At 71.9% G+C, this 21,045-nt stretch carries 24 protein-coding genes; 9 read left to right on the plus strand and 15 right to left on the minus strand.

Going from position 1 to position 21,045, the window contains the following annotated elements:
* Positions 1 to 53: 53 nt before the first annotated feature.
* Both ACH4ZA_RS31500 and dacB read right to left on the minus strand, forming a co-directional pair.
* Positions 54 to 1,187 (minus strand): zinc-dependent metalloprotease, encoded by a 1,134-nt coding sequence (locus tag ACH4ZA_RS31500; RefSeq protein WP_319275444.1) that lies wholly within the window; start codon positions 1,185 to 1,187, stop codon positions 54 to 56.
* A gap of 133 nt (positions 1,188 to 1,320) precedes the next feature.
* Positions 1,321 to 2,985, minus strand: coding sequence for a D-alanyl-D-alanine carboxypeptidase/D-alanyl-D-alanine-endopeptidase (dacB, locus tag ACH4ZA_RS31505; protein ID WP_398432657.1), 1,665 nt, complete (start codon positions 2,983 to 2,985; stop codon positions 1,321 to 1,323).
* Positions 2,986 to 3,064: 79 nt separating this feature from the next.
* Between dacB and ACH4ZA_RS31510 the strand changes: the two genes are divergently transcribed.
* Entirely contained in the window at positions 3,065 to 3,556 is a 492-nt protein-coding gene (locus ACH4ZA_RS31510) for an inorganic diphosphatase (RefSeq protein WP_007452023.1), read from the plus strand.
* Between the two features lie 114 nt (positions 3,557 to 3,670).
* A complete protein-coding gene (locus tag ACH4ZA_RS31515) occupies positions 3,671 to 5,332 on the plus strand; it encodes a threonine/serine exporter family protein (protein ID WP_319275447.1) in 1,662 nt (553 codons plus the stop codon).
* Positions 5,333 to 5,410: 78 nt separating this feature from the next.
* Here ACH4ZA_RS31515 and ACH4ZA_RS31520 read toward each other — a convergent pair whose 3' ends face one another.
* Positions 5,411 to 6,400 (minus strand): DedA family protein, encoded by a 990-nt coding sequence (locus ACH4ZA_RS31520; RefSeq protein ID WP_398432658.1) that lies wholly within the window; start codon positions 6,398 to 6,400, stop codon positions 5,411 to 5,413.
* A 137-nt stretch (positions 6,401 to 6,537) separates the two neighbouring features.
* Between ACH4ZA_RS31520 and ACH4ZA_RS31525 the strand changes: the two genes are divergently transcribed.
* Positions 6,538 to 6,903, plus strand: coding sequence for a YbjQ family protein (locus ACH4ZA_RS31525; RefSeq protein WP_319188533.1), 366 nt, complete (start codon positions 6,538 to 6,540; stop codon positions 6,901 to 6,903).
* A 59-nt stretch (positions 6,904 to 6,962) separates the two neighbouring features.
* On the opposite strand, the gene ACH4ZA_RS31530 is transcribed toward ACH4ZA_RS31525, so the two are convergent.
* Positions 6,963 to 7,724 (minus strand): MerR family transcriptional regulator, encoded by a 762-nt coding sequence (locus tag ACH4ZA_RS31530; RefSeq protein WP_319275450.1) that lies wholly within the window; start codon positions 7,722 to 7,724, stop codon positions 6,963 to 6,965.
* A 127-nt stretch (positions 7,725 to 7,851) separates the two neighbouring features.
* Between ACH4ZA_RS31530 and ACH4ZA_RS31535 the strand changes: the two genes are divergently transcribed.
* Positions 7,852 to 9,135 (plus strand): ion channel protein, encoded by a 1,284-nt coding sequence (locus tag ACH4ZA_RS31535; RefSeq protein ID WP_319275451.1) that lies wholly within the window; start codon positions 7,852 to 7,854, stop codon positions 9,133 to 9,135.
* A gap of 94 nt (positions 9,136 to 9,229) precedes the next feature.
* Here the strand turns inward: ACH4ZA_RS31535 and ACH4ZA_RS31540 are convergent, their stop codons facing one another.
* The 5 genes from ACH4ZA_RS31540 to ACH4ZA_RS31560 form a co-directional block, all read right to left on the minus strand.
* Positions 9,230 to 9,958 carry an ABC transporter permease gene (locus tag ACH4ZA_RS31540; protein ID WP_398432672.1) on the minus strand — a complete coding sequence of 243 codons (729 nt, stop codon included), beginning with the start codon at positions 9,956 to 9,958 and terminating at the stop codon, positions 9,230 to 9,232.
* A 35-nt stretch (positions 9,959 to 9,993) separates the two neighbouring features.
* Entirely contained in the window at positions 9,994 to 10,977 is a 984-nt protein-coding gene (locus ACH4ZA_RS31545; RefSeq protein WP_398432659.1) for an ATP-binding cassette domain-containing protein, read from the minus strand.
* Between the two features lie 80 nt (positions 10,978 to 11,057).
* Entirely contained in the window at positions 11,058 to 11,699 is a 642-nt protein-coding gene (locus ACH4ZA_RS31550) for a PadR family transcriptional regulator (RefSeq protein WP_319275454.1), read from the minus strand.
* A gap of 69 nt (positions 11,700 to 11,768) precedes the next feature.
* Positions 11,769 to 13,232, minus strand: coding sequence for an aldehyde dehydrogenase family protein (locus ACH4ZA_RS31555; protein WP_319275456.1), 1,464 nt, complete (start codon positions 13,230 to 13,232; stop codon positions 11,769 to 11,771).
* A 136-nt stretch (positions 13,233 to 13,368) separates the two neighbouring features.
* Positions 13,369 to 14,193, minus strand: coding sequence for a helix-turn-helix domain-containing protein (locus ACH4ZA_RS31560; protein ID WP_398432673.1), 825 nt, complete (start codon positions 14,191 to 14,193; stop codon positions 13,369 to 13,371).
* Positions 14,194 to 14,546: 353 nt separating this feature from the next.
* Here ACH4ZA_RS31560 and ACH4ZA_RS31565 point away from each other — a divergent pair, with 353 nt between their 5' ends.
* Positions 14,547 to 15,053, plus strand: coding sequence for an ATP-binding protein (locus tag ACH4ZA_RS31565; protein WP_398432660.1), 507 nt, complete (start codon positions 14,547 to 14,549; stop codon positions 15,051 to 15,053).
* Between the two features lie 91 nt (positions 15,054 to 15,144).
* Here ACH4ZA_RS31565 and ACH4ZA_RS31570 read toward each other — a convergent pair whose 3' ends face one another.
* From ACH4ZA_RS31570 to rpmG, 5 genes are all read right to left on the minus strand, one after another.
* Positions 15,145 to 15,363 carry a DUF397 domain-containing protein gene (locus ACH4ZA_RS31570; protein ID WP_057578095.1) on the minus strand — a complete coding sequence of 73 codons (219 nt, stop codon included), beginning with the start codon at positions 15,361 to 15,363 and terminating at the stop codon, positions 15,145 to 15,147.
* An 826-nt stretch (positions 15,364 to 16,189) separates the two neighbouring features.
* On the minus strand, positions 16,190 to 16,450 hold the full coding sequence (rpsR, locus tag ACH4ZA_RS31575; RefSeq protein ID WP_398432661.1) for a 30S ribosomal protein S18: 261 nt from the start codon (positions 16,448 to 16,450) through the stop codon (positions 16,190 to 16,192).
* A gap of 4 nt (positions 16,451 to 16,454) precedes the next feature.
* Positions 16,455 to 17,603 (minus strand): CobW family GTP-binding protein, encoded by a 1,149-nt coding sequence (locus ACH4ZA_RS31580; protein WP_398432662.1) that lies wholly within the window; start codon positions 17,601 to 17,603, stop codon positions 16,455 to 16,457.
* Positions 17,600 to 17,854, minus strand: coding sequence for a type B 50S ribosomal protein L31 (locus ACH4ZA_RS31585; RefSeq protein WP_319275464.1), 255 nt, complete (start codon positions 17,852 to 17,854; stop codon positions 17,600 to 17,602). The genes ACH4ZA_RS31580 and ACH4ZA_RS31585 overlap by 4 nt, the downstream gene beginning before the upstream one ends.
* A gap of 3 nt (positions 17,855 to 17,857) precedes the next feature.
* Positions 17,858 to 18,022 (minus strand): 50S ribosomal protein L33, encoded by a 165-nt coding sequence (gene rpmG / locus ACH4ZA_RS31590; protein ID WP_007383717.1) that lies wholly within the window; start codon positions 18,020 to 18,022, stop codon positions 17,858 to 17,860.
* Positions 18,023 to 18,084: 62 nt separating this feature from the next.
* On the opposite strand from rpmG, the gene rpmB reads away from it, so the two are divergent.
* The 3 genes from rpmB (at position 18,085) to ACH4ZA_RS31605 (ending at position 19,291) form a co-directional block, all read left to right on the plus strand.
* Positions 18,085 to 18,321, plus strand: a complete 237-nt coding sequence (gene rpmB / locus ACH4ZA_RS31595; RefSeq protein ID WP_319275468.1) for a 50S ribosomal protein L28 — start codon at positions 18,085 to 18,087, stop codon at positions 18,319 to 18,321.
* A complete protein-coding gene (rpsN, locus tag ACH4ZA_RS31600) occupies positions 18,321 to 18,626 on the plus strand; it encodes a 30S ribosomal protein S14 (protein WP_398432663.1) in 306 nt (101 codons plus the stop codon). Before rpmB ends, rpsN begins: the two co-directional genes overlap by 1 nt.
* 143 nt (positions 18,627 to 18,769) lie before the next feature.
* Positions 18,770 to 19,291: a hypothetical protein gene (locus ACH4ZA_RS31605; protein WP_398432664.1), complete on the plus strand. Its 522-nt coding sequence runs from the start codon at positions 18,770 to 18,772 to the stop codon at positions 19,289 to 19,291.
* 27 nt (positions 19,292 to 19,318) lie between these two features.
* Here ACH4ZA_RS31605 and ACH4ZA_RS31610 read toward each other — a convergent pair whose 3' ends face one another.
* Positions 19,319 to 20,062: a helix-turn-helix domain-containing protein gene (locus tag ACH4ZA_RS31610; protein ID WP_319275474.1), complete on the minus strand. Its 744-nt coding sequence runs from the start codon at positions 20,060 to 20,062 to the stop codon at positions 19,319 to 19,321.
* Positions 20,063 to 20,302: 240 nt separating this feature from the next.
* Between ACH4ZA_RS31610 and ACH4ZA_RS31615 the strand changes: the two genes are divergently transcribed.
* A complete protein-coding gene (locus ACH4ZA_RS31615) occupies positions 20,303 to 20,971 on the plus strand; it encodes a DUF4097 family beta strand repeat-containing protein (protein WP_398432666.1) in 669 nt (222 codons plus the stop codon).
* Positions 20,972 to 21,045 lie beyond the last annotated feature (74 nt).

Consider the following 21,045-nt stretch of genomic DNA (forward strand, 5'->3'; position numbering starts at 1 on the left):
GAAGGGGCGTTCGCCTGCCGTCGACCGGATTCGTCCCTTGACGTTCCGAGGGCTCACGACTCGGCCTTGCGGTGCACCCGCGCGACCCAGTCCGCCGGTTTGCCGATCTCGGCCTTGGTCGGAAGTGTGTTCGGGGAGGTCCATACGCGGTTGAAGCCGTCCATGCCGACCTGGTCGACGACGGCCCGCACGAAGCGTTCGCCGTCCCGGTACTGCTTGAGCTTGGCGTCGAGGCCGAGGAGCTTGCGCAGGGCGATGTCGAGCCGGGAGGCGCCCTTGGCGCGGCGCTGCTGGAACTTCTCACGGATCTCGGCGACGGTCGGGACGACGTCGGGGCCGACGCCGTCCATGACGAAGTCGGCGTGCCCCTCGAGGAGGGACATCACGGCGGTGAGGCGGGCGAGGATCTCGCGCTGGGCGGGCGTCTGCACGAGTTCCACCAGGGAGCGGCCCCCGTCGTCCTCCTCGCCCTCGGGGCGGCCGCCGGCGAGGGACTGCGCGGCTTCCCTGACCCGCTCGAGGAACGTCGACGGGTCGACGTCGGTCTCCCCGAGGAACGACTGGATCTCGCCCTCGAGATGGTCGCGCAGCCAGGGCACGGCGGAGAACTGCGTGCGGTGCGTCTCCTCGTGGAGGCACACCCAGAGCCGGAAGTCGTGGGGCTCGACGTCGAGTTCGCGTTCGACGTGGACGATGTTCGGCGCGACGAGCAGGAGCCGGCCGCCGCCGTTCGCGCCGGCGGGGAGTTCACGGGAGGCCGGGGCGAAGGTCTCGTACTGGCCGAGGACGCGGGAGGACAGGAAGGAGAGCAGCATGCCGAGTTCGACGCCGGTGACCTTGCCGCCGACGGCTCCGAGGACCGCGCCCCCGGGGCTGTTGCCGCGGCGCTCCTGCATCTTGTCCAGGAGGGGTTTGAGGATCTCCCGGAAGCCCGCGACGTTGGCCCGCACCCAGCCGGGGCGGTCGACGACGAGGATGGGGGTGTCGTGGATCTCGTCGGTGGCCATCCGGGTGAAGCCCCGGACGTGCCCCTCCGAGGCCTTGGCGTGCCGGCGCAGTTCCGCGACGACGGCCCGTGCCTCGTCGCGGCTGACTTCCGGACCCGGCCGCACGAGCCGGGTCGCGGTCGCCACCGCCAGATTCCAGTCGACCATCCCCGCAGATGCAGCACCACCGATGCTCGTCATGCGTCAACCGTACGTGAGCGCCGCCGCCGGGGGCAGGCCGCAGGAGGCCGGTCAGGGAGATGTCAGGGTCGGCGCCCGGGCCGCCTCGGGGGCGGCGGGCCGGGCGCCCGGGGTGGCGGGGCCGCGGCGGGCGTCAGCGGCACCCGCAGCCCGCGAGCGCCGTGGCCGCCCTGTCCAGCGCCGCCTGGGCAGCGCCCGGGTCGGTCGTGTCGGCCGCCAGGAAGGCGAAGGCGAGGAGCCGTCCGTCCTGGTCGACGACCGTGCCGGCGAGGGCGTTCACGCCGCTCAGGGTGCCGGTCTTGGCGCGGACGACGCCGGCCGCGCCGTCCGTGTACCGGTGGGCGAGGGTGCCGGTGAAGCCGGCGACGGGCAGGCCGGTGAGGACGGGCCGCAGGTCGGGACGGGCCGGGTCGCCGGCCTTGACCAGGAGGGCGGTCAGCAGGTTCGCCGTCATGCGGTCCCGGCGGTCGAGTCCGCTGCCGTCCATGATGCTGACGCCGGCCGTCGGCAGCCCGAGTTTCTTCAACCGGGCCCGGACCGCGGCGCCGCCGCCCGCGAAGTCGGCGCGGACGCCGGTCGCGAGGGCGGTGTGGCGGGCGAGGGCCTCGGCGATGTCGTTGTCGCTGTTGGTCAGCATCCGCTCGACCAGGACCGACAGCGGCGGCGAGGAGACCGAGGCGAGGCTCTTCGCGCGCGTGGTGGCCTTGGAGGGGCCGGGGGACGTGGTGGTGATGCCGTCGGCCTTCAGGAACGCGGCGAACGTGCGGGTCGCGTCGGCCGCGGGGTCGAGCACGCGCGCGACCGGACCGCTGGTGGAGTCGTCGGGACGGCCCTCGTCGGCGGACAGGGCCGTGACCCGCGCGAGGTTGCCGTTGCGCCCGATGGGGTGAACTTCGCTGCCCGCGTAGAGGGTCGTGTCGTAGGAGAGCGTCACCCGGGTGAGGCCGCGTTTCTTCAGGGCGGCGGCGGAGGACCTGGCGAGGGCGCGCAGGTCGGCCCAGCCCGCGCCGTCGTCGTCGCGGGCCGTGAGGGTGGGGTCGCCGCCGCCGACGAGGACGAGCTCCTTGGTGTCGGGTTCGAGCACCGTGCGGGTGGTGAGGCGGTGCTCGCCGCCCATCGCGGAGAGCGCGGCGACCGCGGTGGCGATCTTCGTGGTGGAGGCCGGTGTCAGACCCGTCCCGGCGCCGGCGCCGTACAGCTGCGTGCCGGTGGCGACGTCGACGACCGCGGCGGCGTGCCGGGCGCCGAGGACGGGGTCGGCCAGGAGCGGGTTCAGGACGCTCGCGACGCCGGCGCCCGTCGGGAGGGTGGCCGGGGCGGACTTGACGGCGTCGACGCCGCCGCCGAGGCCGACCAGGACGGAGGCGGCGCTGGGGGCGGGGCGCGGCGCTCCGGCCGCGGTGTCGGACGTACGGGACGAATCCGCCGTACGCCCGTGATCTGCGCCACCCGTCCGTGCGAGCGCGGTCGCCCGGTCCCGCTCGGCCGTACGCTGGCCGGTGGAGTCCCAGGGGCCGGCGGCGGTCACCACACCGGCGGCCAGCGCCAGTCCGACGGTCGCGGCGCCCGCGCCGTACTGCCAGGACCGGGCGTTCGGGCCGGTCCCGGTGAGCCGCGCGAGCTGCGGCTTCGCGGCCTGCGCGAGCCGTGCGACCCGCGGCCTCGCGGTCGCCGCCACGCGCGCGAGACGAGGCCGTACGATCCCTGCGGCCCGTGCCAGACGCGGTCGTACGGCGTCCGTGACCCGCACCACGTGGGGTCTCGCGGCCCGCCAAGGCCTCAGCTCCGGCACGAACACCAGCCCCTTTCGCGATCACACACCGGCGTGAGGGACACTTAACCACCAGAACTATGTGTTGATCATGGAGGAGCCACCGGTGGAGTTCGACGTCACGATCGAGATTCCGAAGGGTTCGCGGAACAAGTACGAGGTGGACCACGAGACCGGTCGGATCCGCCTGGACCGTCGACTCTTCACCTCGACCGCCTACCCGACCGACTACGGCTTCGTCGAGAACACCCTCGGCGAGGACGGTGACCCGCTGGACGCGCTGGTCATCCTGGACGAGCCCACGTTCCCGGGCTGTCTGATCCGCTGCCGCGCGATCGGCATGTTCCGGATGACGGACGAGGCCGGCGGCGACGACAAGCTGCTGTGCGTCCCGTCGACGGACCCGCGCGTGGAGCACCTGCGGGACATCCACCACGTGTCGGAGTTCGACCGGCTGGAGATCCAGCACTTCTTCGAGGTCTACAAGGACCTGGAGCCCGGCAAGTCCGTCGAGGGCGCCGACTGGGTCGGCCGCACCGACGCCGAGGCCGAGATCGAGCGGTCCTACAAGCGTTTCAAGGACCAGGGCGGTCACTGAGGCCCCGGTCGCCTGATGTCGTCGAGAGGGCCGCACGCATGCGTGTGCGGCCCTCTCGGGCGTCTGTGCGCATACTGAGGCCTACGGAAGGTGTCGTTCAGGGAGCGTTGCTGAGTGTCGGAGGCGGAGAACCGCAAACCGCAGTCGGACGAGGCGAGGAGCGCCTTCGATCCCGAGATCACGTCCGAGTTCGCGATGCCGGTGGGGCTCACCGTGCCCAGAACCGGCGGGGAGTCCGAGACCACCTCGGAATTCACCGTTCCGCGGGGGCTGGACGTGAGCCAGCCGGCCGCCGGGGAGGGCGAGGGATCGGCGTTCAGCGTGCCGAGCACCTACAGCGCCCGTGAGGCGCCGGCCGCGTTCACCCCGCCCTCCGGCGTCCCGATGGTGAGCCTGATCAAGGACCTGCCCTGGCAGGACCGGATGCGCACGATGCTGCGCATGCCGGTCACCGAGCGGCCCGCGCCGGAGCCGGGGCCGAAGACGGAGGAGGGCGGTCCGGCCGTCCCGCGCGTGCTCGACCTGACCCTGCGCATCGGCGAACTGCTGCTGGCGGGCGGGGAGGGCGCCGAGGACGTGGAGGCCGCGATGTTCGCGGTCTGCCGCTCCTACGGGCTGGACCGCTGCGAACCCAACGTCACGTTCACGCTGTTGGCCATCTCGTACCAGCCGTCCCTGGTGGAGGACCCGGTGACGGCGTCGCGGACGGTGCGCCGCCGGGGCACCGACTACACACGTCTGGCGGCCGTCTTCCAGCTCGTGGACGACCTGAGCGACGCCGACTCCCATCTCTCGCTGGAGGACGCCTACCGGCGTCTCGCGGAGATCCGCCGCAACCGGCACCCCTACCCGACCTGGGTGCTGACCTCGGCGAGCGGACTGCTCGCGGGCGCAGCCTCGGTGCTGGTCGGCGGTGACGCGGTCGTGTTCGTCGCGGCCCTGCTCGGCGCGATGCTGGGCGACCGGCTGGCCTGGCTGTGCGCGGGCCGCGGGCTGCCGGAGTTCTACCAGTTCCTGGTGGCGGCGATGCCCCCGGCCGCGATCGGCATCGCGCTGACGCTGGCGGACGTCGACGTGAAGGCGTCCGCGGTCATCACCGGCGGTCTGTTCGCGCTGCTGCCCGGGCGGGCTCTGGTGGCGGGCGTCCAGGACGGCCTGACGGGCTTCTACATCACCGCGGCGGCACGCCTGTTGGAGGTCATGTACTTCTTCGTGGGCATCGTGGTCGGCGTGCTGGTGATGCTCTACGTCGGGGTGCAGCTCGGCGCGTATCTCAACCCCGACGTGACGCTGGGCGTCTCCAAGCGGCCGCTGTGGCAGATCGGCGCGTCCATGCTGCTGTCCCTGACGTTCGCCGTCCTGCTGCAGCAGGAACGGTCCACCGTGCTGGCCGTGACGCTGAACGGCGGGGTGGCCTGGTCGGTGTACGGCGCGATGCACTACGCCGGCGACATCTCGCCGGTGGCCTCGACGGCCGTCGCGGCCGGGGTGGTGGGGCTGTTCGGGCAGTTGCTGTCGCGCTACCGGTTCGCGTCCGCGTTGCCCTACACGACCGCGGCGATCGGGCCGCTGCTGCCCGGATCGGCCACGTACTTCGGGCTGTTGTCGATCGCGCAGAACAAGGTGGACGCGGGGCTGGTGTCGCTCACCAAGGCCGCGGCGCTGGCGATGGCCATCGCCATCGGGGTGAACCTCGGCTCCGAGATCTCGCGGCTGTTCCTGCGGGTGGGCTCCGCCGACAAGCGCCGGGCCGCCAAGAGGACGCGAGGCTTCTGACGCGGGCGTCCTGAGCGCGGTGGTCCTGACGCGGGGGTCGCGAGACCCCCGCGCTCCAGGCCCGCCCTGGTCGTCTCCCTAGTACCCCTGGTTGTGGGGGTAGTGGCCCTGGTGCCGGGCGTCGTGCTGCGCGCCGCCGTACGGCTGCTGCTGCGGGGGCTGCTGCTGCCACTCCTGGGGGTACTGCTGCTGGTGCTGCGGGTACTGCTGGCCGTAGTACTCGTTCTCGTAGGTCTGGCCCTGGCCGCCCTGCTGACCGTGCCCGTTCTGGTGGCCGTGGTGGTCCTGGTGCCCGTGGTGGCCCTGGTCGCCGTACGGCTGGTGCTGGTCGCCGTACGGCTGGTGCTGGTCGATGCGGCGGAGCTGGGTCGTCGCGTCGTCCATGACCGGGGGCTGCCCGTACGGCTGCTGCTGCGCCTGCCGGGCGGGCTCCTGTGCGGCCGGGGCGTTGCGGGCCTCCTTGCGGGCCTTGAGCACCTCGATGACCACCGGGACGACCGAGATGAGGACGATCAGGACCAGGATCGCCTCGACGTTCTCCTTGATGAGGTCGATCTGGCCGAGGAAGTAGCCCGCGACCGTGACTCCCGTGCCCCAGAGGACGCCGCCGACGACGTTGTACGTGATGAACGTGCGGTACTTCATACGGCCGGCGCCGGCGATGATCGGCGCGAAGGTGCGCACGATGGGGACGAAGCGGGCCAGGACGATGGCCTTGGGGCCGTACCGTTCGATGAACTCGTGGGCCTTCTCCAGGTTCTCCTGTTTGAAGAGCTTGGAGTCGGGCCGGCTGAACAGCTTCGGCCCGAAGAACTTGCCGATCAGGTAGCCCACCTGGTCGCCGAGGACGGCCGCCATCACGATCAGGGTGCACACCAGCCACAGCGGCTGGTGGATCCACTTGCCGTCGGCGACCAGCAGACCGGCGGTGAACAGCAGGGAGTCGCCCGGCAGAAAGGCGAACAGGCCCGACTCGGCGAAGACGATGACCAGGATGCCGACCAGGCCGAACGTCGAGATCAGATAGTCCGGAGTAATCCACTCGGGGCCGAGGGCGAGGGTAGTCACGGGTTCCGGGCTCCTGTGGGGTTAGGGCGGTCGGTGGGCGACCTGGCCGCCCAAAGCTATCAACGCGGCGCCGCGCGACCAGGTTCCCAGGGCTCCCCCAGGATGCACCGTGCCCCTCATTGGGCAAACCTGTGAACATGGGCATCGATGATTACGGCGGCGGGCAGGGCCCCGAGCCGGACGTACTGGTCGTCACCACGAACGACGTGCCCGGCTTCCGGGTGCAGCAGGTCATCGGCGAGGTCTTCGGGCTCACGGTGCGCTCCCGGCACCTCGGCAGCCAGATCGGCGCGGGCCTGAAGTCGATGATCGGCGGTGAGCTCAAGGGGCTGACGAAGACCCTCGTGGAAACCCGCAACCAGGCCATGGAACGGCTGGTGGAGCAGGCACGCGCGCGTGGCGCGAACGGCGTGCTCGCGTTCCGCTTCGACGTGACGGAGGCGGCCGACGTGGGCACCGAGGTGTGCGCCTACGGGACGGCGGTGGTCCTGACCCGGGAATGACCCGGGTGACCCGGGAGTGACCCGGGGCCTGGGCCACCGCCGGGCCTTCCCGGCCGGCCCTACGAGGCGTGTCGTGCCGCGTTCGCCGCGATCGCCTCCTCGAGGTGCGCGGCGAGCCCCGGGCGCATCGAGTCGTAGTACGCCTTGAAGCGCTCGTCGGCGACGTACATCTCGCCCAGGCGCACGTGCATCTCGTGCGGGCAGTCGTAGTACCAGGCGGTGATGTGCCGCCGGTGTTCCTCGGCCATGTCCATGGCCGCCTCGCCGGCCGGCCGCTCCCCCGCGTCCATCAGCGCCGCGTAGCGCTCGCTCCAGTCGTGGACCTCGGCCTGGACGCGTTTCCAGTCCTCCTTGGTGTAGCGGGCGGCCCGGCGCTGCGACTCGGCGTAGGCCTCGGTGCCGCCCCAGCGCCGCTCCGCCTCCTCGGCGTACTGCTCCGGGTCCTTGTCGCCGAAGACCTCGAACCGCTCCTCGGGTGTGAGGTTGATGCCCATCTTCTTCGCCTCCATGGCGTGTTCCACGGCCTCGGCCATCTTCTGCAGCTTCTCGATCCGGGCGGTCAGCAGTTCGTGCTGGCGGCGCAGGTGCGCGCGCGGGTCGGCCGCCGGGTCGTCGAGCAGGGCCGCTACCTCCTCGAGCGGGAAGCCGAGCTCGCGGTAGAACAGGATCCGCTGCAGCCGGTCGAGGTCGGCGTCGTCGTAGCGCCGGTGACCCGCGTGGCTGCGCCCGCCGGGGACGAGCAGGCCGATGTCGTCGTAGTGGTGCAGCGTGCGCACCGTGACACCGGCGAATCCGGCGACCTGTCCCACGGAGTAGCCCACTTCGTCCGCTCCCTTCTCGGTATGTGCTCCAGCGTGCGTCCTCACGCCGCGTGAGGTGCAAGGCGGCTTGGGACCCGTCTGCCGCAGCCCGCATGTCATGTCCGCTTTGCCCGCTTATCGTGAGCGGGTGGCCCAGGACACCGCACAGCAGCCGCCCCGCCCTCCGGCGACCCCGGCACGCACCCTGCTGCCGTCGATCCTGCCCGCCCTCGCCGTCGGCGTGCTGGCGAGCCTGCTGCTCCTGCTGGTGGAGGGGGCGGCCGACCGACTCCAGGACGTGCTGTGGCAGGACCTCCCGGACGCGCTGGGCGTGGGCCGGTACTCCGTGCTCTGGATGATGGTCATGCTCACCATGACGGGTGTGCTGGTGGGGCTCGTGGTGTGGAAGGCCCCGGGGCACGCCGGCCCCGATCCGGCCACCATGGGGCTGGACGCGCGCGTGCTGCCGCCGGTGGTCCTCCCCGGACTGCTGGTGGCGACGGCCCTGATGCTGGCGGGCGGGCCCAGTCTGGGCCCGGAGAACCCGATCATCGCCGTCAACGTGGCGGTGGTCTTCTGGCTGGGGCACCGCTTCCGGCCGGCCGCGCCGGGCGCGGTGTGGGTGATGCTGGCGGAGGCGGCGACCATCGGCGCGCTCTTCGGCACGCCGGTGGCGGCGGCGCTGCTGATCTCCGAGGCGCTGGCGGGACGGCAGACCAAGGGGCCGTTGTGGGACAGCGTCTTCACCCCGCTGGTCGCCGCCGCGTCCGGCGCGATGACGACCACCCTGCTGGCCGATCCCAGCTTCGACCTGGACCTGCCCCCGTTCGGTCAGCCCGGTTGGGCCGACGTGCTGGCGGCGACGGTGGTCGCGTCGGTCAGCGCGCTGCTCGGCATGTGCGGCGTCTACGCCTTCCCTTACGTCCACGGCGCCTTCGCGCGGCTGCGTCACCCGATGCTGATCCTCCCGGCCGGCGGGGTCGTGCTGGGCCTGCTGGCGGCCCTGGGCGGCCATCTGACGCTCTTCAAGGGGCTGGACGAGGTCGCGGAGCTCGCCGCCGACCCCGACGGCTGGACGGCCGGTCAGTTCGCCACGATGACGGTGGTGAAGATGGCCGCGCTGGTGGTGGCGGCGACCTCCGGGTTCCGGGGCGGACGGATCTTCCCGGCCGTGTTCGTCGGCTCCGCCCTCGGTCTCACCGCCCACGCGCTCGTGCCGGACGTCCATCCCGCGGTGGGTGTGGCCACCGGGGTGCTGGGCCTCCTGCTGGCCATTACCCGGCAGGGCTGGGTGAGCCTCTTCGTCGCCGCCGTCCTGGTCTCCTCGCCCGCGATCATCACCCTGCTCTGCATCGCCTCGCTGCCGGCCTGGCTGCTGGTGACGGGTCGGCCGCAGATGCAGCTGCGGGAGGACGGGACCTCGGTCCGCTGACGCCCGGACCCGCCCTCCGGGAGGCGCCGGCGCCGCCGGCAGGGGACGGGACGGGGCGGGACCGCGGCGACCGGGTCCCGCCGCCGGCCCGGCCTCAGCGGCTCATGCGGCTGAACTTCCGCACCGCCAGCGGGAAGAAGACCGCCAGCAGGGCCAGCGGCCAGCCCACGGCCGTCCACACGTGGCCGGGGTCCGCGCCCGTGCCGCCGAACAGGTCGCGCACCGCCGTCGCCGTGCGGGACATCGGGTTCCATTCGACGGCCGTGCCCAGCCAGCCGGGCATGGACGTGGGCTCGGCGAGGGCGTTGGAGAGGAAGCCGACCGGCCAGACGAGGATCTGCACGGTCTGCACCATCTCCGGTCTGCCCGCCACCAGCGCCAGATGGATGCCGGCCCACAGCATCGCGAAGCGGAACAGCAGGAGGAGTCCCAGCGCTCCCAGGAAGGCGCCCGGACCGCCCTGGGGCCGCCAGCCGAGCGCCAGGCCGACGGTGATGAGCACGACCAGGCTGACGGCCGACTGGAGCATGTCGGCCGCCGAACGGCCCACCAGAACCGCGCCGTCGGCCATCGGCATCGCGCGGAAGCGGTCGATGACCCCCTTGTTCAGGTCCTGGGTGACGGCGACCATCGTGCCCTCCAGGCCGAAGGCCATGGTGAGCGCGAGCATGCCGGGCATCAGGTAGTCGAGGTACGCGCCGTCGACCCCGCGGCCGCCGCCGACCAGGTAGCCGAACATCAGCAGCAGCATCACCGGGAAGACGAACCCGACGGCCAGCCGGCCCGGCTGCCGTGCCCAGTGGGCGAGTTCACGGCGGGTCATGGTCCAGCAGTCGGTCAGGGCGTACGCGTAGCCGCTCACACGGCCTCCTTCACAAGGTCGTCCGCACGGTCCTCGCGGCCGGTCAGGTGCAGGAAGGCCTCGTCCAGCGTGGGGCGGCGCAGGGCCACGTCCTCCGCCTCGATCCCGGCCTCCTCCAGGGCGCGGACGACGCCGAAGAGGGCGGCCATCCGGTCGGTGACGGGTGCGCTGAGCAGACGGCGGTCGACGTCGACGACGACGTGCTCCCCGGGCAGGGGCAGCAGGGCGACCGCCGCTCCCAGGAGGCCGGCGTCGCGCAGGACGACGTCGATGCGGTCGCCGCCCGTCAGCGCCTTGAGCTCGTCCGCCGTGCCGTCGGCGATCACCCGGCCGCGGTCGACGACGCAGATGCGGTCGGCCAACTGGTCGGCCTCTTCCAGGTACTGGGTGGTGAGCACCACCGTCGTCCCCCCGCCGACGAGCGAGCGGACCGCGGCCCAGACCTCGGCGCGTCCGCGCGGGTCGAGCCCGGTGGTCGGCTCGTCCAGGAAGAGCACCTCGGGGTCGGCGCCGTGCCGCCCGCCGATGAGGGAGGCGGCGAGGTCCAGCCGGCGGCGCATGCCGCCGCTGTAGGAGCGGACCGGTTTGCGGCCGGTGGCGGCGAGGCCGAAGCGCTCGAGGAGCTCGGCGGCGCGCACGCGCGCGGGGCCGGAGCCGAGACGGTGCAGGCGTCCGAACAGCTCCAGGTTCTGCCGGCCGTCCAGTTCCTCGTCGAGGGCGGCGTGCTGGCCGAGCAGGCCGATGCGCCGGCGGACCTCGCGGGCCTCGGTCAGCACGTCGTGACCGGCCACCTCGACGCGTCCGGCGTCCGGTCGCAGCAGCGTGGACATGATTCTGACCAGGGTCGTCTTGCCCGCGCCGTTCGGTCCGAGCACTCCCTGCACGGTGCCGCGTGCCACCGTGAGATCGAGCCCGTCCAGTGCCCGCGTCTCCCCGTACCTCTTGTGGACGCCTTCGACGGTGATCGCCGTGTCGGCCATGGAAAACCCCCATTCCTGCGCTAGTCAAACTTGACTACACGCACAAAGATAAACCTGCCAACCTCAGTCGTCAAACTTGATTAGCGCCAGTCCCCCGGGTGCCGCTCCCTCGTCGCGTACGGGTTCTCCTCGCCCGGCGCGAGCACGCCGACGAACGGCTCGCCCTCACCCGCGAAGGTGTAGGCCCCGCCCTCGATGCGCGCGATCAGGCCGCGGGCCCACTCCGCCTCGGCGTCGGCCGTATGGACCCAGAGGTTCATGATCTCGCCGATGTGGCCCAGTTGTCCGGGGCCCTCCTCGGGGACGTAGTGCTCGGTCACGGACGAGCGCCACTCGTCGATGCCGCGCACGCGCTCCTTCAGCAGCGAGACGGCCTCCGCGCGCGGGAGGTCCACCACGAAGCCGATGGCGGCCGACTTCACGTCCGTCCGCTGGTCGTAGGAGACCAGCGCCTCGCGCAGCAGCCGGAAGTACTCCTCGACGCCCGCCTCGGTGACCTCGTACTCGGTGCGCGGCGGGCCGCCGGCGGTGGACGGGGCCGTCTCGTGCTCACGCAGCAGGCCCTGCTTCGCCATCTGCTTCAGGGCGTGGTAGATCGAGCCCGGCTTGGCGTTGGACCACTCGTGGGCGCCCCAGTACTCCAGGTCGCTGCGCACCTGGTAGCCGTGGGCCCGCCCGTGCTGGCGCACGGCGCCCAGGACGAGGAGACGGATCGCTGACATGCGCCCAGGTTAGGGCGTGGCGTCCGGGCGCCCGGCGACGCCCGGACGGTCGTCCGCCCGGAGCGCGCCCTAGAAGGGGAAGCCGCTGCGGCCGTGCTGGACCGAGATCCACTTGGTGGTGGTGAAGGACTCCAGGGTGCTCTCGCCGTTGAGGCGGCCGACGCCGGAGCTCTTCTCGCCGCCGAACGGGACGATCGGCTCGTCGTGCACGGTGGCGTCGTTGACGTGGAACATGCCGGTCACGACCTGCTTGGCGAAGGCGACGCCGCGCTCGACGTCACGGGTGTGGACGGCGCCGCTCAGGCCGTACGGCGTGTCGTTGGCGATGCGCAGGGCCTCCTCCTCGCCGTCGAAGGTGTTGATGAACGCGACCGGGCCGAAGACCTCCTGCTGGAGCAGGGCGGAGCCGGGGGGCAGGTCGGCGAGGACGGACGGCTCGACGAGGTTGTCGGTGGTCGCTCCGTGCAGCAGGACGGTCGCGCCCTCGGCGATCGCCTGCGCGACCGCGCCGGAGACGGCTTCCGCCTGCTGGGAGTTGATGACCGGGCCGATGAGGGTCTGCGGGTCGCGCGGGTCGCCCGCCTTCAGCGTCCGCACCTTGGCGACGAACTTCTCGGTGAACTCGTCGGCGAGCGAACGGTCGACCAGGATGCGGTTGGCGGCCATGCAGACCTGGCCCTGGTGGACGAAGCGGCTGAAGACGGCCGCGTCCACGGCGTAGTCCACGTCGGCGTCGTCGAGGACGACGAAGGCGCTGTTGCCGCCGAGTTCGATGACGGACCGCTTGAAGTGCGAGGCGGCGACCGTCGCCACGTGCCGGCCGACCTTGTCGGAGCCGGTGAAGGAGACGACCCGCGGGACCGGGTGCTCCAGGAAGGCGTCGCCGATCTCGGCGATGTCGGTCACCACGACGTTCAGCAGGCCCGGGGGCAGACCGGCGTCCTCGAACAGCTTGGCGATCACGGTGCCGCCGGAGATCGGTGTGTTCTGGTGCGGCTTGAGCACCACGGCGTTGCCGAGGGCCAGCGCGGGGGCGACGGACTTCAGCGACAGCAGGAACGGCACGTTGAAGGGGCTGATCACGGCGACCACGCCGACCGGCTCGCGGTAGACGCGGTTCTCCTTGCCGTCGACCGGCGAGGGGAGGATCCGGCCCTCGGGGCGCAGCGACAGGTGGATCGACTCGCGCAGGAACTCCTTGGCGAGGTGGAGCTCGAAGGCGGCCTTGCCGAGGGTGCCGCCGGCCTCGGCGACGAGGAGCTCGCTGATCTCCGCCTCGCGCTCCTCGACCAGCCGCAGCGCCTTCTCGAAGACCGCGCGGCGGGCGTAGGCGTTGGTGGCGGCCCACTGCCGCTGCGCGCGGGCGGCGGCCTGGTAGGCCTCGTCGACCTCGTCGACGGTGGCGATGGTGATCGAGGCGAGCTTCTCGCCGTCGTAGGGGTTGAAGTCGATGATGTCCCAGGAGCCCGTGCCCGGACGCCACTTGCCGTCGATGTACTGCTGGGCCAGGTCGGTGAAGTAGGACGTCGACATGTGATCCCTCAATCCCCTGCTGCGAACGGCTGCGATCGATCGGTGTCACGATCTGATCACACGTCATCGTACGGGTGTTTCAAGGGAGTTGAAGGGTTTACCGAAGCCTGTGGGGGAATCCCCCGAGGCCGCGGGGTCAGGAGAGCTGGATCAGGCCACGGAGCAGGTCCCGGCTCTCGTCCGGTCCGGGGCTGTCCTGCTGCAGTTCCTTCAGGGCGAGTTCGTACTGCGCGACGTCCTCGCGCTTGTCCAGATAGAGGGCGCTGGTGAGCTGCTCCAGGTAGACCACGTCGGACAGGTCGGACTCGGGGAAGCTCAGGATGGTGAAGGCCCCGGACTCGCCGGCGTGCCCGCCGAAGCTGAACGGCATCACCTGCAGACGGACGTTGGGCCGCTCGGAGATGTCGATCAGATGCTGGAGCTGCCCGCGCATCACCTCGCGGTCGCCGTACGGCCGGCGCAGCGCGGCCTCGTCGAGGACGATGTGGAAGTCCGGGGCGCTCTCGGCGACGAGGCACTTCTGGCGCTCGAGGCGCAGCGCCACCCGCCGGTCGATGTCGGCGGCGCTCGCGCCCCTCATCCCGCGGCTGACGACGGCGTGCGCGTACGCCTCGGTCTGCAGCAGACCGTGCACGAACTGCACCTCGTAGACGCGGATCAGGGCGGCCGCGCCCTCCAGGCCGACATAGGTGGGGAACCAGTTGGGCAGCACGTCCGAGTAGCTGTGCCACCAGCCCGCCACGTTGGCTTCGCGGGCGAGGCCGACGAGCGCGTTGCGCTCCGCGTCGTCCGTGACGCCGTACAGCGTCAGCAGGTCTTCCACGTCACGGGTCTTGAAGCTCACCCGGCCCAGTTCCATCCGGCTGATCTTCGACTCCGACGCCCTGATCGAGTATCCCGCCGCCTCGCGCGTGACGCCGCGGGCCTCACGCAGCCGTCGTAGTTGCGAGCCGAGCAGCATCCGCCGCACCACCGATCCGGGCTCTCCCGCGCTCACGTTCGCCAGCCTCCCCAACCGTCCTAGGGGCCGCAGTCTGCCACTAAAACACTTCGAGCAGTACTCGTCCGATTACAGAGATGGAACGAACTCAAAGCATACGCACAGGGCGATGCGAAGGAAGAGTGAGGAGAAAGCAAGAGAAGTGGCGGTGATGAGAGAGAAGTTGGCGGAAAAAATGGCCAAGAAGCGGTACGGGCGGGTCCATTTCGGTCACGTGCACGTGCATCTGCCCTTGCATCCGCAGTGCGCATCAGAAACCATGGTCCCGCGCCACCGCTGCATCGCAACGACCGCGAATCCCGGGAGTGCCTCGCATGGGGACGAATGGATCGACCATGCTCGAGCCGTTACGGCAGGGCCTTCCGCCGCTGGATCCCGCGGCCGTGTCCGACGCCGCCTCCTGCTCCCTGCCCGCCCGCTACGAAGCGGTGCGAGAGGCCCGGCAGTTCACCAGGCTCACCCTCGGCCAGTGGGACATGGACGATCGCTTCGACGACGTCTGTCTGGTCGTCTCGGAGCTGGTGACCAACGCACTGAGACACGGACTGGGCTCCGACGGCGCTCCCCGGGTGCCGGACCGGCAGCACCCGCCCGTGCGGCTGCACCTGATGCGCTGGACCGAGCGACTGGTGTGCGCGGTGCGCGACCCCAGCCACGACAGTCCCCTGCCGCAGGAGGGCGACGACTTCTCCGCGGAGTCCGGGCGAGGGCTGTTCCTCGTGGACTCCTTCGCCGACAGCTGGGGTTGGCAGCCGCTCTCCGGCAGCCTGGGCGGAAAGGTCGTCTGGGCGCTGTTCCGGCTGCCCACACCGGCCGAATGACGGAGCGCCGCCCGCCCCGACGGCCTGGATCTACGCGCGTTGCAAGGACGGTTTGCGCCGACATGTCCGGCGCGTGGCGCCGGCGGGGGCGTCAGCTGCCGATCAGGTGGTCGAACTCGCCGTCCTTGATGCCCAGGAGCATGGCCTCGATCTCCGCGCGCGTGTAGACGAGCGCGGGGCCGTCGGGGAAGCGCGAGTTGCGCACCGCGACGTCACCGCCCGGCAGTCGCGCGAACTCCACGCAGGAACCCTGCGAGTTGCTGTGCCGGCTCTTCTGCCAGGCAACCCCGTACAGCTGTGTGGCCGTCATGCCGTTGTACACGTCGTGCCCCCCGTCAACGTGGTGGTCCACAGGTCGCTCCCTGGTGGTGCACTGGCTTGTGTGGCCATTGGTGCCGTTGTCAACTGTCCCGGATCATAACCCCGTTCACATGCAGACGCATGAGCAGATGCACGTGCACGCGCGGTGCCTGAGTGGTTACAGCTGTGACGCCCGCTTTACCGACGTCGTTCCGTCCGGCCGGGCGTCGGGAGGTGCTCCGGAAAGTCGTCCGGATCGAACTGCTCATGCACGGGGACAGACGCGCGCGGGGGCCCTCGTGTTCCGTCGACGCGGAACGACATGGAACCGGATCACCCGCGGGGAGTCCCCGCGACACCCGCTGCGGGCCTTCCCGAAGCGGCGGTTCCGGCGGACGCCCGCCGTCCGCTCGGACCCGTGGACGACGGGTCCGCCGGACGGTTGTGCCACTGTCCGACCACGGTCCGACAGGCCGGACGCCTCCCACGCCCCTGCAGTGCCCCGCAACTCCCCCGCTCCTCGCCTCGGGGTGACGACGGCGACCGCCCCCGCGTACGACCCGGAGGTCGGCGCGGGGGCGGGGCGGGGCGGCTCGCCGCATCAGGGCCGGGTCGGCTCATCGCCGGAGGGTGACTGCGTCAGGGCGGTCGGCGTGAGCAGACGCTGCGGGGAGTGGCTGCTCGTACGGATGTGTGAGTCTCCGTGCGGCTGAGAACGGGCCCGGGCTACGGAGGGCGACAGGTGCGCGCCGGCCCCGAGTGGACGGGACCGGCGTGTACAGGACAGGTGCGCCCGGCGCCGGAAGCGGTGCGCCGGGCCGCCCCCGGGGGGCGGGTCAGCGTGCGGCGCTGTAGGGGAGCAGGGCCATCTCGCGGGCGTTCTTGACGGCCCGGGCGAGTCGGCGCTGCTGCTGGGCGGAGACGCCGGTCACCCGGCGGCTGCGGATCCTGCCCCGGTCGGAGAGGAACTTCCGCAGCAGGTCGGTGTCCTTGTAGTCGACGTGGGCGACGCCCGCCTGGTCCAGGGGACCGGGGCGGGCCTTGGCCGGCTTGCGGTCGGGCTTGCGGTCGGGCTTGCGGTCGGGCTTGCGGGGCACGGGGTCAGACCTCCAGGAGGATGTCGAAGGCGGGCGGCAGTCGCTTCCAGGCCGTGCGGCCGGCGGCGTACTCGGCGTCGGTGAGCAGACAGGACTCCAGGAGCCTGGCGAGGCCGTCGCGGTCCAGGCCGGGGGACGTGAAGACCAGGTGCTGACAGCAGTCGCCGTGCTCGGGGTGCCAGTCGAGAGCGGCCGCGGCGCGGCGCACCGGCGGGACCAGGTCCCAGGCCGCGTCGGGGAGGGACGCCAGCCACGGGCCGGCTGACTCCACGCACAGGGCGCCGCCCGCCGCGTCCCAGTGGAGCAGCACGTCGGGCTTGTCGGCGAGCCAGAACCGGCCCCGGCTGCGGGCGGCCGCGCAGGTCAGGTCCTCCAGCGCCGCGTACAGCCGTTCCGGGTGGAAGGGCCGGCGGCGGTGCCAGACGAAGGTGCTCACACCGTGCGCGTCGGCCTCGGCGGGGAGCAGCGCGCAGGCGGGATGCTGGGCCGCGGCGGCAGCCTCCGCGTCGAATCCGGCCAGCACGGCCGCGGCCAGCGGCGACCGGTGATCCGCGTGCTCGCCGGGCGCGACCCGGACCTGGCGGGCCGTCGGGTGCAGCTGGGCCAGCAACTCACGGTCCTCCTCGTCGGCCTCCCCGGAGTCGACGACCGCCAGCACGGGGGCGTACTCCAGCTGCCGCGCGAAGGTGTCGGCGACGGTGCGCCGGTCGGTGGCGGCCGCGGCGAGACCGCAGTCGGCGAGGTCGTCGCCGTTGCCCAGGCACGGCAGGAGCAGCGCCGGGTCGACGGCCGTGACGACGCCGGTGACGGTGAGGCCGCCGGCGACCACCACCTCGGCCATGGCCCTGGGCTCCACGGAGTCCCACAGCTCGACGACCGCGAGTCGGGTGACGCCGTCGTCGGCGAGGCGGCGCAGCTCGGGCACCAGGTCCTCGCGCAGGGCGCAGCAGGCGCAGTCGTCGACCAGGGGCGCCTCCCCGGCGGAGAGGATGCCGGTGGCGTCCCGGACGGTCCGTACGACCGTGCCGGCCGCGGCCGTCGCGAGGTCGTGGTGCAGGGCGACGCCGCCGGGCACGTCGGCGAGCAGGCGCGCGACCGTCGCCCGGCGGGCGTCGGCGTGCAGCCCGCCGACGATCACGACCGACAGGCTCACGCCCCGCCCTGCTTCCCGTAACGCCGCTCGAAGCGCTCGACCCGGCCGGCCGTGTCCAGCACGCGCGCGGCGCCGGTGTGGAAGGGGTGGCTGACGTCGGAGATCTCGACGTCGACGACGGGGTACGTGACGCCGTCCTCCCACTCGACCGTCCGGTCGCTGCTCATGGTGGAACGGGTGAGGAAGGCGTGGTTCGCGGCACGGTCGCGGAAGACCACGGGTGCGTAGGGCGGGTGGATCTCGTTGCGCATGGGTCAGCGCTCCTCTCGGAAGTCGACGTGACGGCCGGCGACGGGGTCGTACTTGCGCAGGGTCATGCGGTCGGGGTCGTTGCGGCGGTTCTTGCGGGTCACGTAGGTGAATCCGGTCCCCGCGGTGGACCTGAGCCTGACGACCGGACGGAGTTCGTTGCGAGCCATGCTGCTATGTTACTGAAAATGAATTCCATTAGCGATAGCGCTCCAGGAGAGGTACGTCACTCATGTCCGCGCACTGCATGCTGACCGGCGCCCGGCCCGGCTTCGGCAACCGCATCTCCCGCTCCCACCGGCGCACCTCGCGCCGCTTCGACCCGAACGTGCAGAGCAAGCGGTACTGGCTGCCGGGAGAAGGCCGGCACGTACGGCTGCGGCTGAGCACGAAGGGGATCAGGACCGTCGACGCGATCGGCGTCGAGGCCGCCGTGGCGCGGATCCGCGCACGAGGAGTGCGGGTCTGATGGCGAAGAAGAGCAAGATCGCGAAGAACGCCCGGCGCCGGGCGGTCGTCGCGCGGTACGCGGCGCGCCGGGCCGAGCTGAAGGAGACGATCCGGCGGCCGTCGTCCACGGACGCGGAACGCGAGGCGGCGCAGCGGGAGCTGCGCGCGCAGCCGCGGGACGCCAGTGCGACGCGGGTGCGCAACCGGGATCAGGTGGACGGCCGCCCGCGCGGGTATCTCCGGACGTTCGGGCTGTCCCGGGTGGGGCTGCGGAAGCAGGCACACGCGGGGCATCTGCCGGGGGTGCGCAAGTCCTCCTGGTAGGCGGGCCGCACGGGCGGACGCGGACGGCTCCCGGGCCGCTCCGATCCCGCCCCCTGCCGCTCCCGGGCCGCCGCCCGGAGTTGCTGGTAGCTTGCTGCGGTCCTTGAGGTCCAGGTTTTTCGGTCCGAGCTCGGGAGCTTGCAGTGACTTCGGCGATCTTCTCGCGGGGCGCGTCCCGCCGTCCGGTGCGGGCCGCGGCGGTGGTCGCGGCGCTGGCGGGCGCTCTCGCGCTGACCGCGTGCAGCGGCGACGGAGGGTCCGGGGACGGCTCCGCGACCACTCCGGCGGCGACGGCGGACAGCGGCGGTCCGGGCGGTGCGACGGCCTCGCCGTCCGACTCCGTCTCCGCTTCGGACGAGCTGGAGGGCAGCTGGCTCGCCACGACGGACGGCAAGGCCGTCGCGCTCATCGTCACGGGGAAGCAGGCCGCCCTCTTCGTGACCGGCGGGAGCGTGTGCAGCGGGACCGCCGGCAAGCAGGCGGGCATGCGGATGATCCACCTGAGGTGCACGGTCGGCAAGGACGACCGGACGACCGGCATGGTCGATTCCGTCGACGCGAAGTCCCTCGAAATCACCTGGACCGGCGCGGCCGGCAAGGAGACGTTCACCAAGGCGGAGGGCGGCCAGTGGCCGTCGGGTCTGCCGACGGCCGGGATCGGATAGCCGCCCGCCGGTCCGCCCGCGCGGGGGCTATGCCCGGGGGGTCTGCCCCTGCGGTGCGGCGTCCGCTTTCGTGTGGAGCACCGCGCGGGCCTGCTCCGCCGCCCGGACGGTGCTCTCGCTGACGAAGTCCAGGAAGCGGGCGATGTTCTCGAGGCGGACGGCGGCCGGGGTCGCGGAGCCGAGGATCCCGACGCCCTGCCGCGCGATCTCGATCACCTGGGTGAGCGCCCGGGCGCTGGCCAGCATCGACTGGTACCAGACGTCGTCGTCGACGACGTAGCGCTCGCGGCGGCGGTCGTCGCGCTCCCGGCGGACGAAGGCCTGCTCCTCGAGGTACGTGATCGCCTTGGAGACGGACGCGGGGCTGACCTGGAGGCGCTGCACGAGATCGGACGCGGTGAGGCTGCCCGCGTCCGTGAGGGTGAGGCAGGCCATGACCCTGGACATCATCTTCGGCATGCCCGAGGCCATGAGGACGGTGGTGAACGCCTCCTCGTACTCGCGCACGGCCTCGGCGTCGCGTCCGTGGGCCTGCGGGAACGCGTCCGGACCTCGGGGCGCCGTCTGCCTGCGGCGGTGGGCGCGGCGCTCGGTCGCCCGGTGGGCCAGGTCGGCGCGGTAGGCGGTGGGGCCGCCGTTGCGCATCACTTCGCGCGTGATCGTCGAGGTGGGACGGTCGAGGCGTCTGGCGATCTCCGCGTAGGCGAGGCCGTCGGCCAGCCCCGACGCGATCTGCTGACGCTCCTGCTGGGTGAGTCTGCCTCCGGGCATCGCGGCCTCCTTCGGTGCGGGCCCGCTTCGTGCGCCCGGATGCCGCCAGTTTAGCGTTCACCGACATACATTGCAACGGACTTGAGCTCCGCACGTTGCGTTGCCTTTCAATCCATTGCAATGATTACCTGGCTTTCACCTGCTTGTATGCCAATTTTACGCAACGAAGTCGTTGCCGATATCGAGAACGCAACGTAGCTTTTCCTCTGTCGGAAACAGAAACGAACACAGGAGAGCACGATGCAGAAGTTCGCCACCGCCGCCCCGGTCTCCGTCGTCCTCGACGTTCCCGCGGGACGGATCCGCTTCATCGCCGCCGACCGGGCCGACACCACCGTCGAGGTGCTGCCCGCGGACGCCTCCAGGAGCCGCGACGTGAAGGCGGCAAAGGAGACCTCGGTCGACTTCGCCGACGGCGCCCTGCGGATCACGGCCCCCACGAAGAACCAGCTGCTGGGCGCCTCCGGATCGCTGGACGTGACCGTCCAGCTGCCCGCCGGCTCGCATGTCGAGGCCACGACCTCCGCCGGCGAGTTCCGCGTCGTCGGACGGCTCGGCGACGTCACCGTCGAGGGCGCGCAGGGCACGGTCAAGATCGACGAGGCCGCCAGCGCCCGCCTCACCCTCCTCGACGGCGACGTCTCGGTCGGCCGCCTCACCGGCCCCGCCCGGATCAGCACCCAGAAAGGCGACCTGAACGTCACCGAAGCCGTGCACGGCGAGGTCGTCCTGCGCACCGAGGCCGGCTCCATCTCCGTCGGCGCCGCCCGCGGCGTCTCCGCCACCCTCGACGCCGGCACCGCCCACGGCCGCGTCCACAACGCCCTCGCCAACACCGACGGCGCCGCCGCCGGCCTCGCCATCCACGCGACCACCGCCTGCGGCGACATCACCGCCCGCAGCCACTGAACAGCGGTCAGGGCGGGGGCGCGCGGCGCGGGACCGCGCGCGTGCGTGATGATCCTTCGAGCACCGTCACCAGA

Origin of the sequence: Streptomyces sp. NPDC020597, from assembly GCF_044335095.1 — a bacterium.
GTDB lineage: Bacteria > Actinomycetota > Actinomycetes > Streptomycetales > Streptomycetaceae > Streptomyces.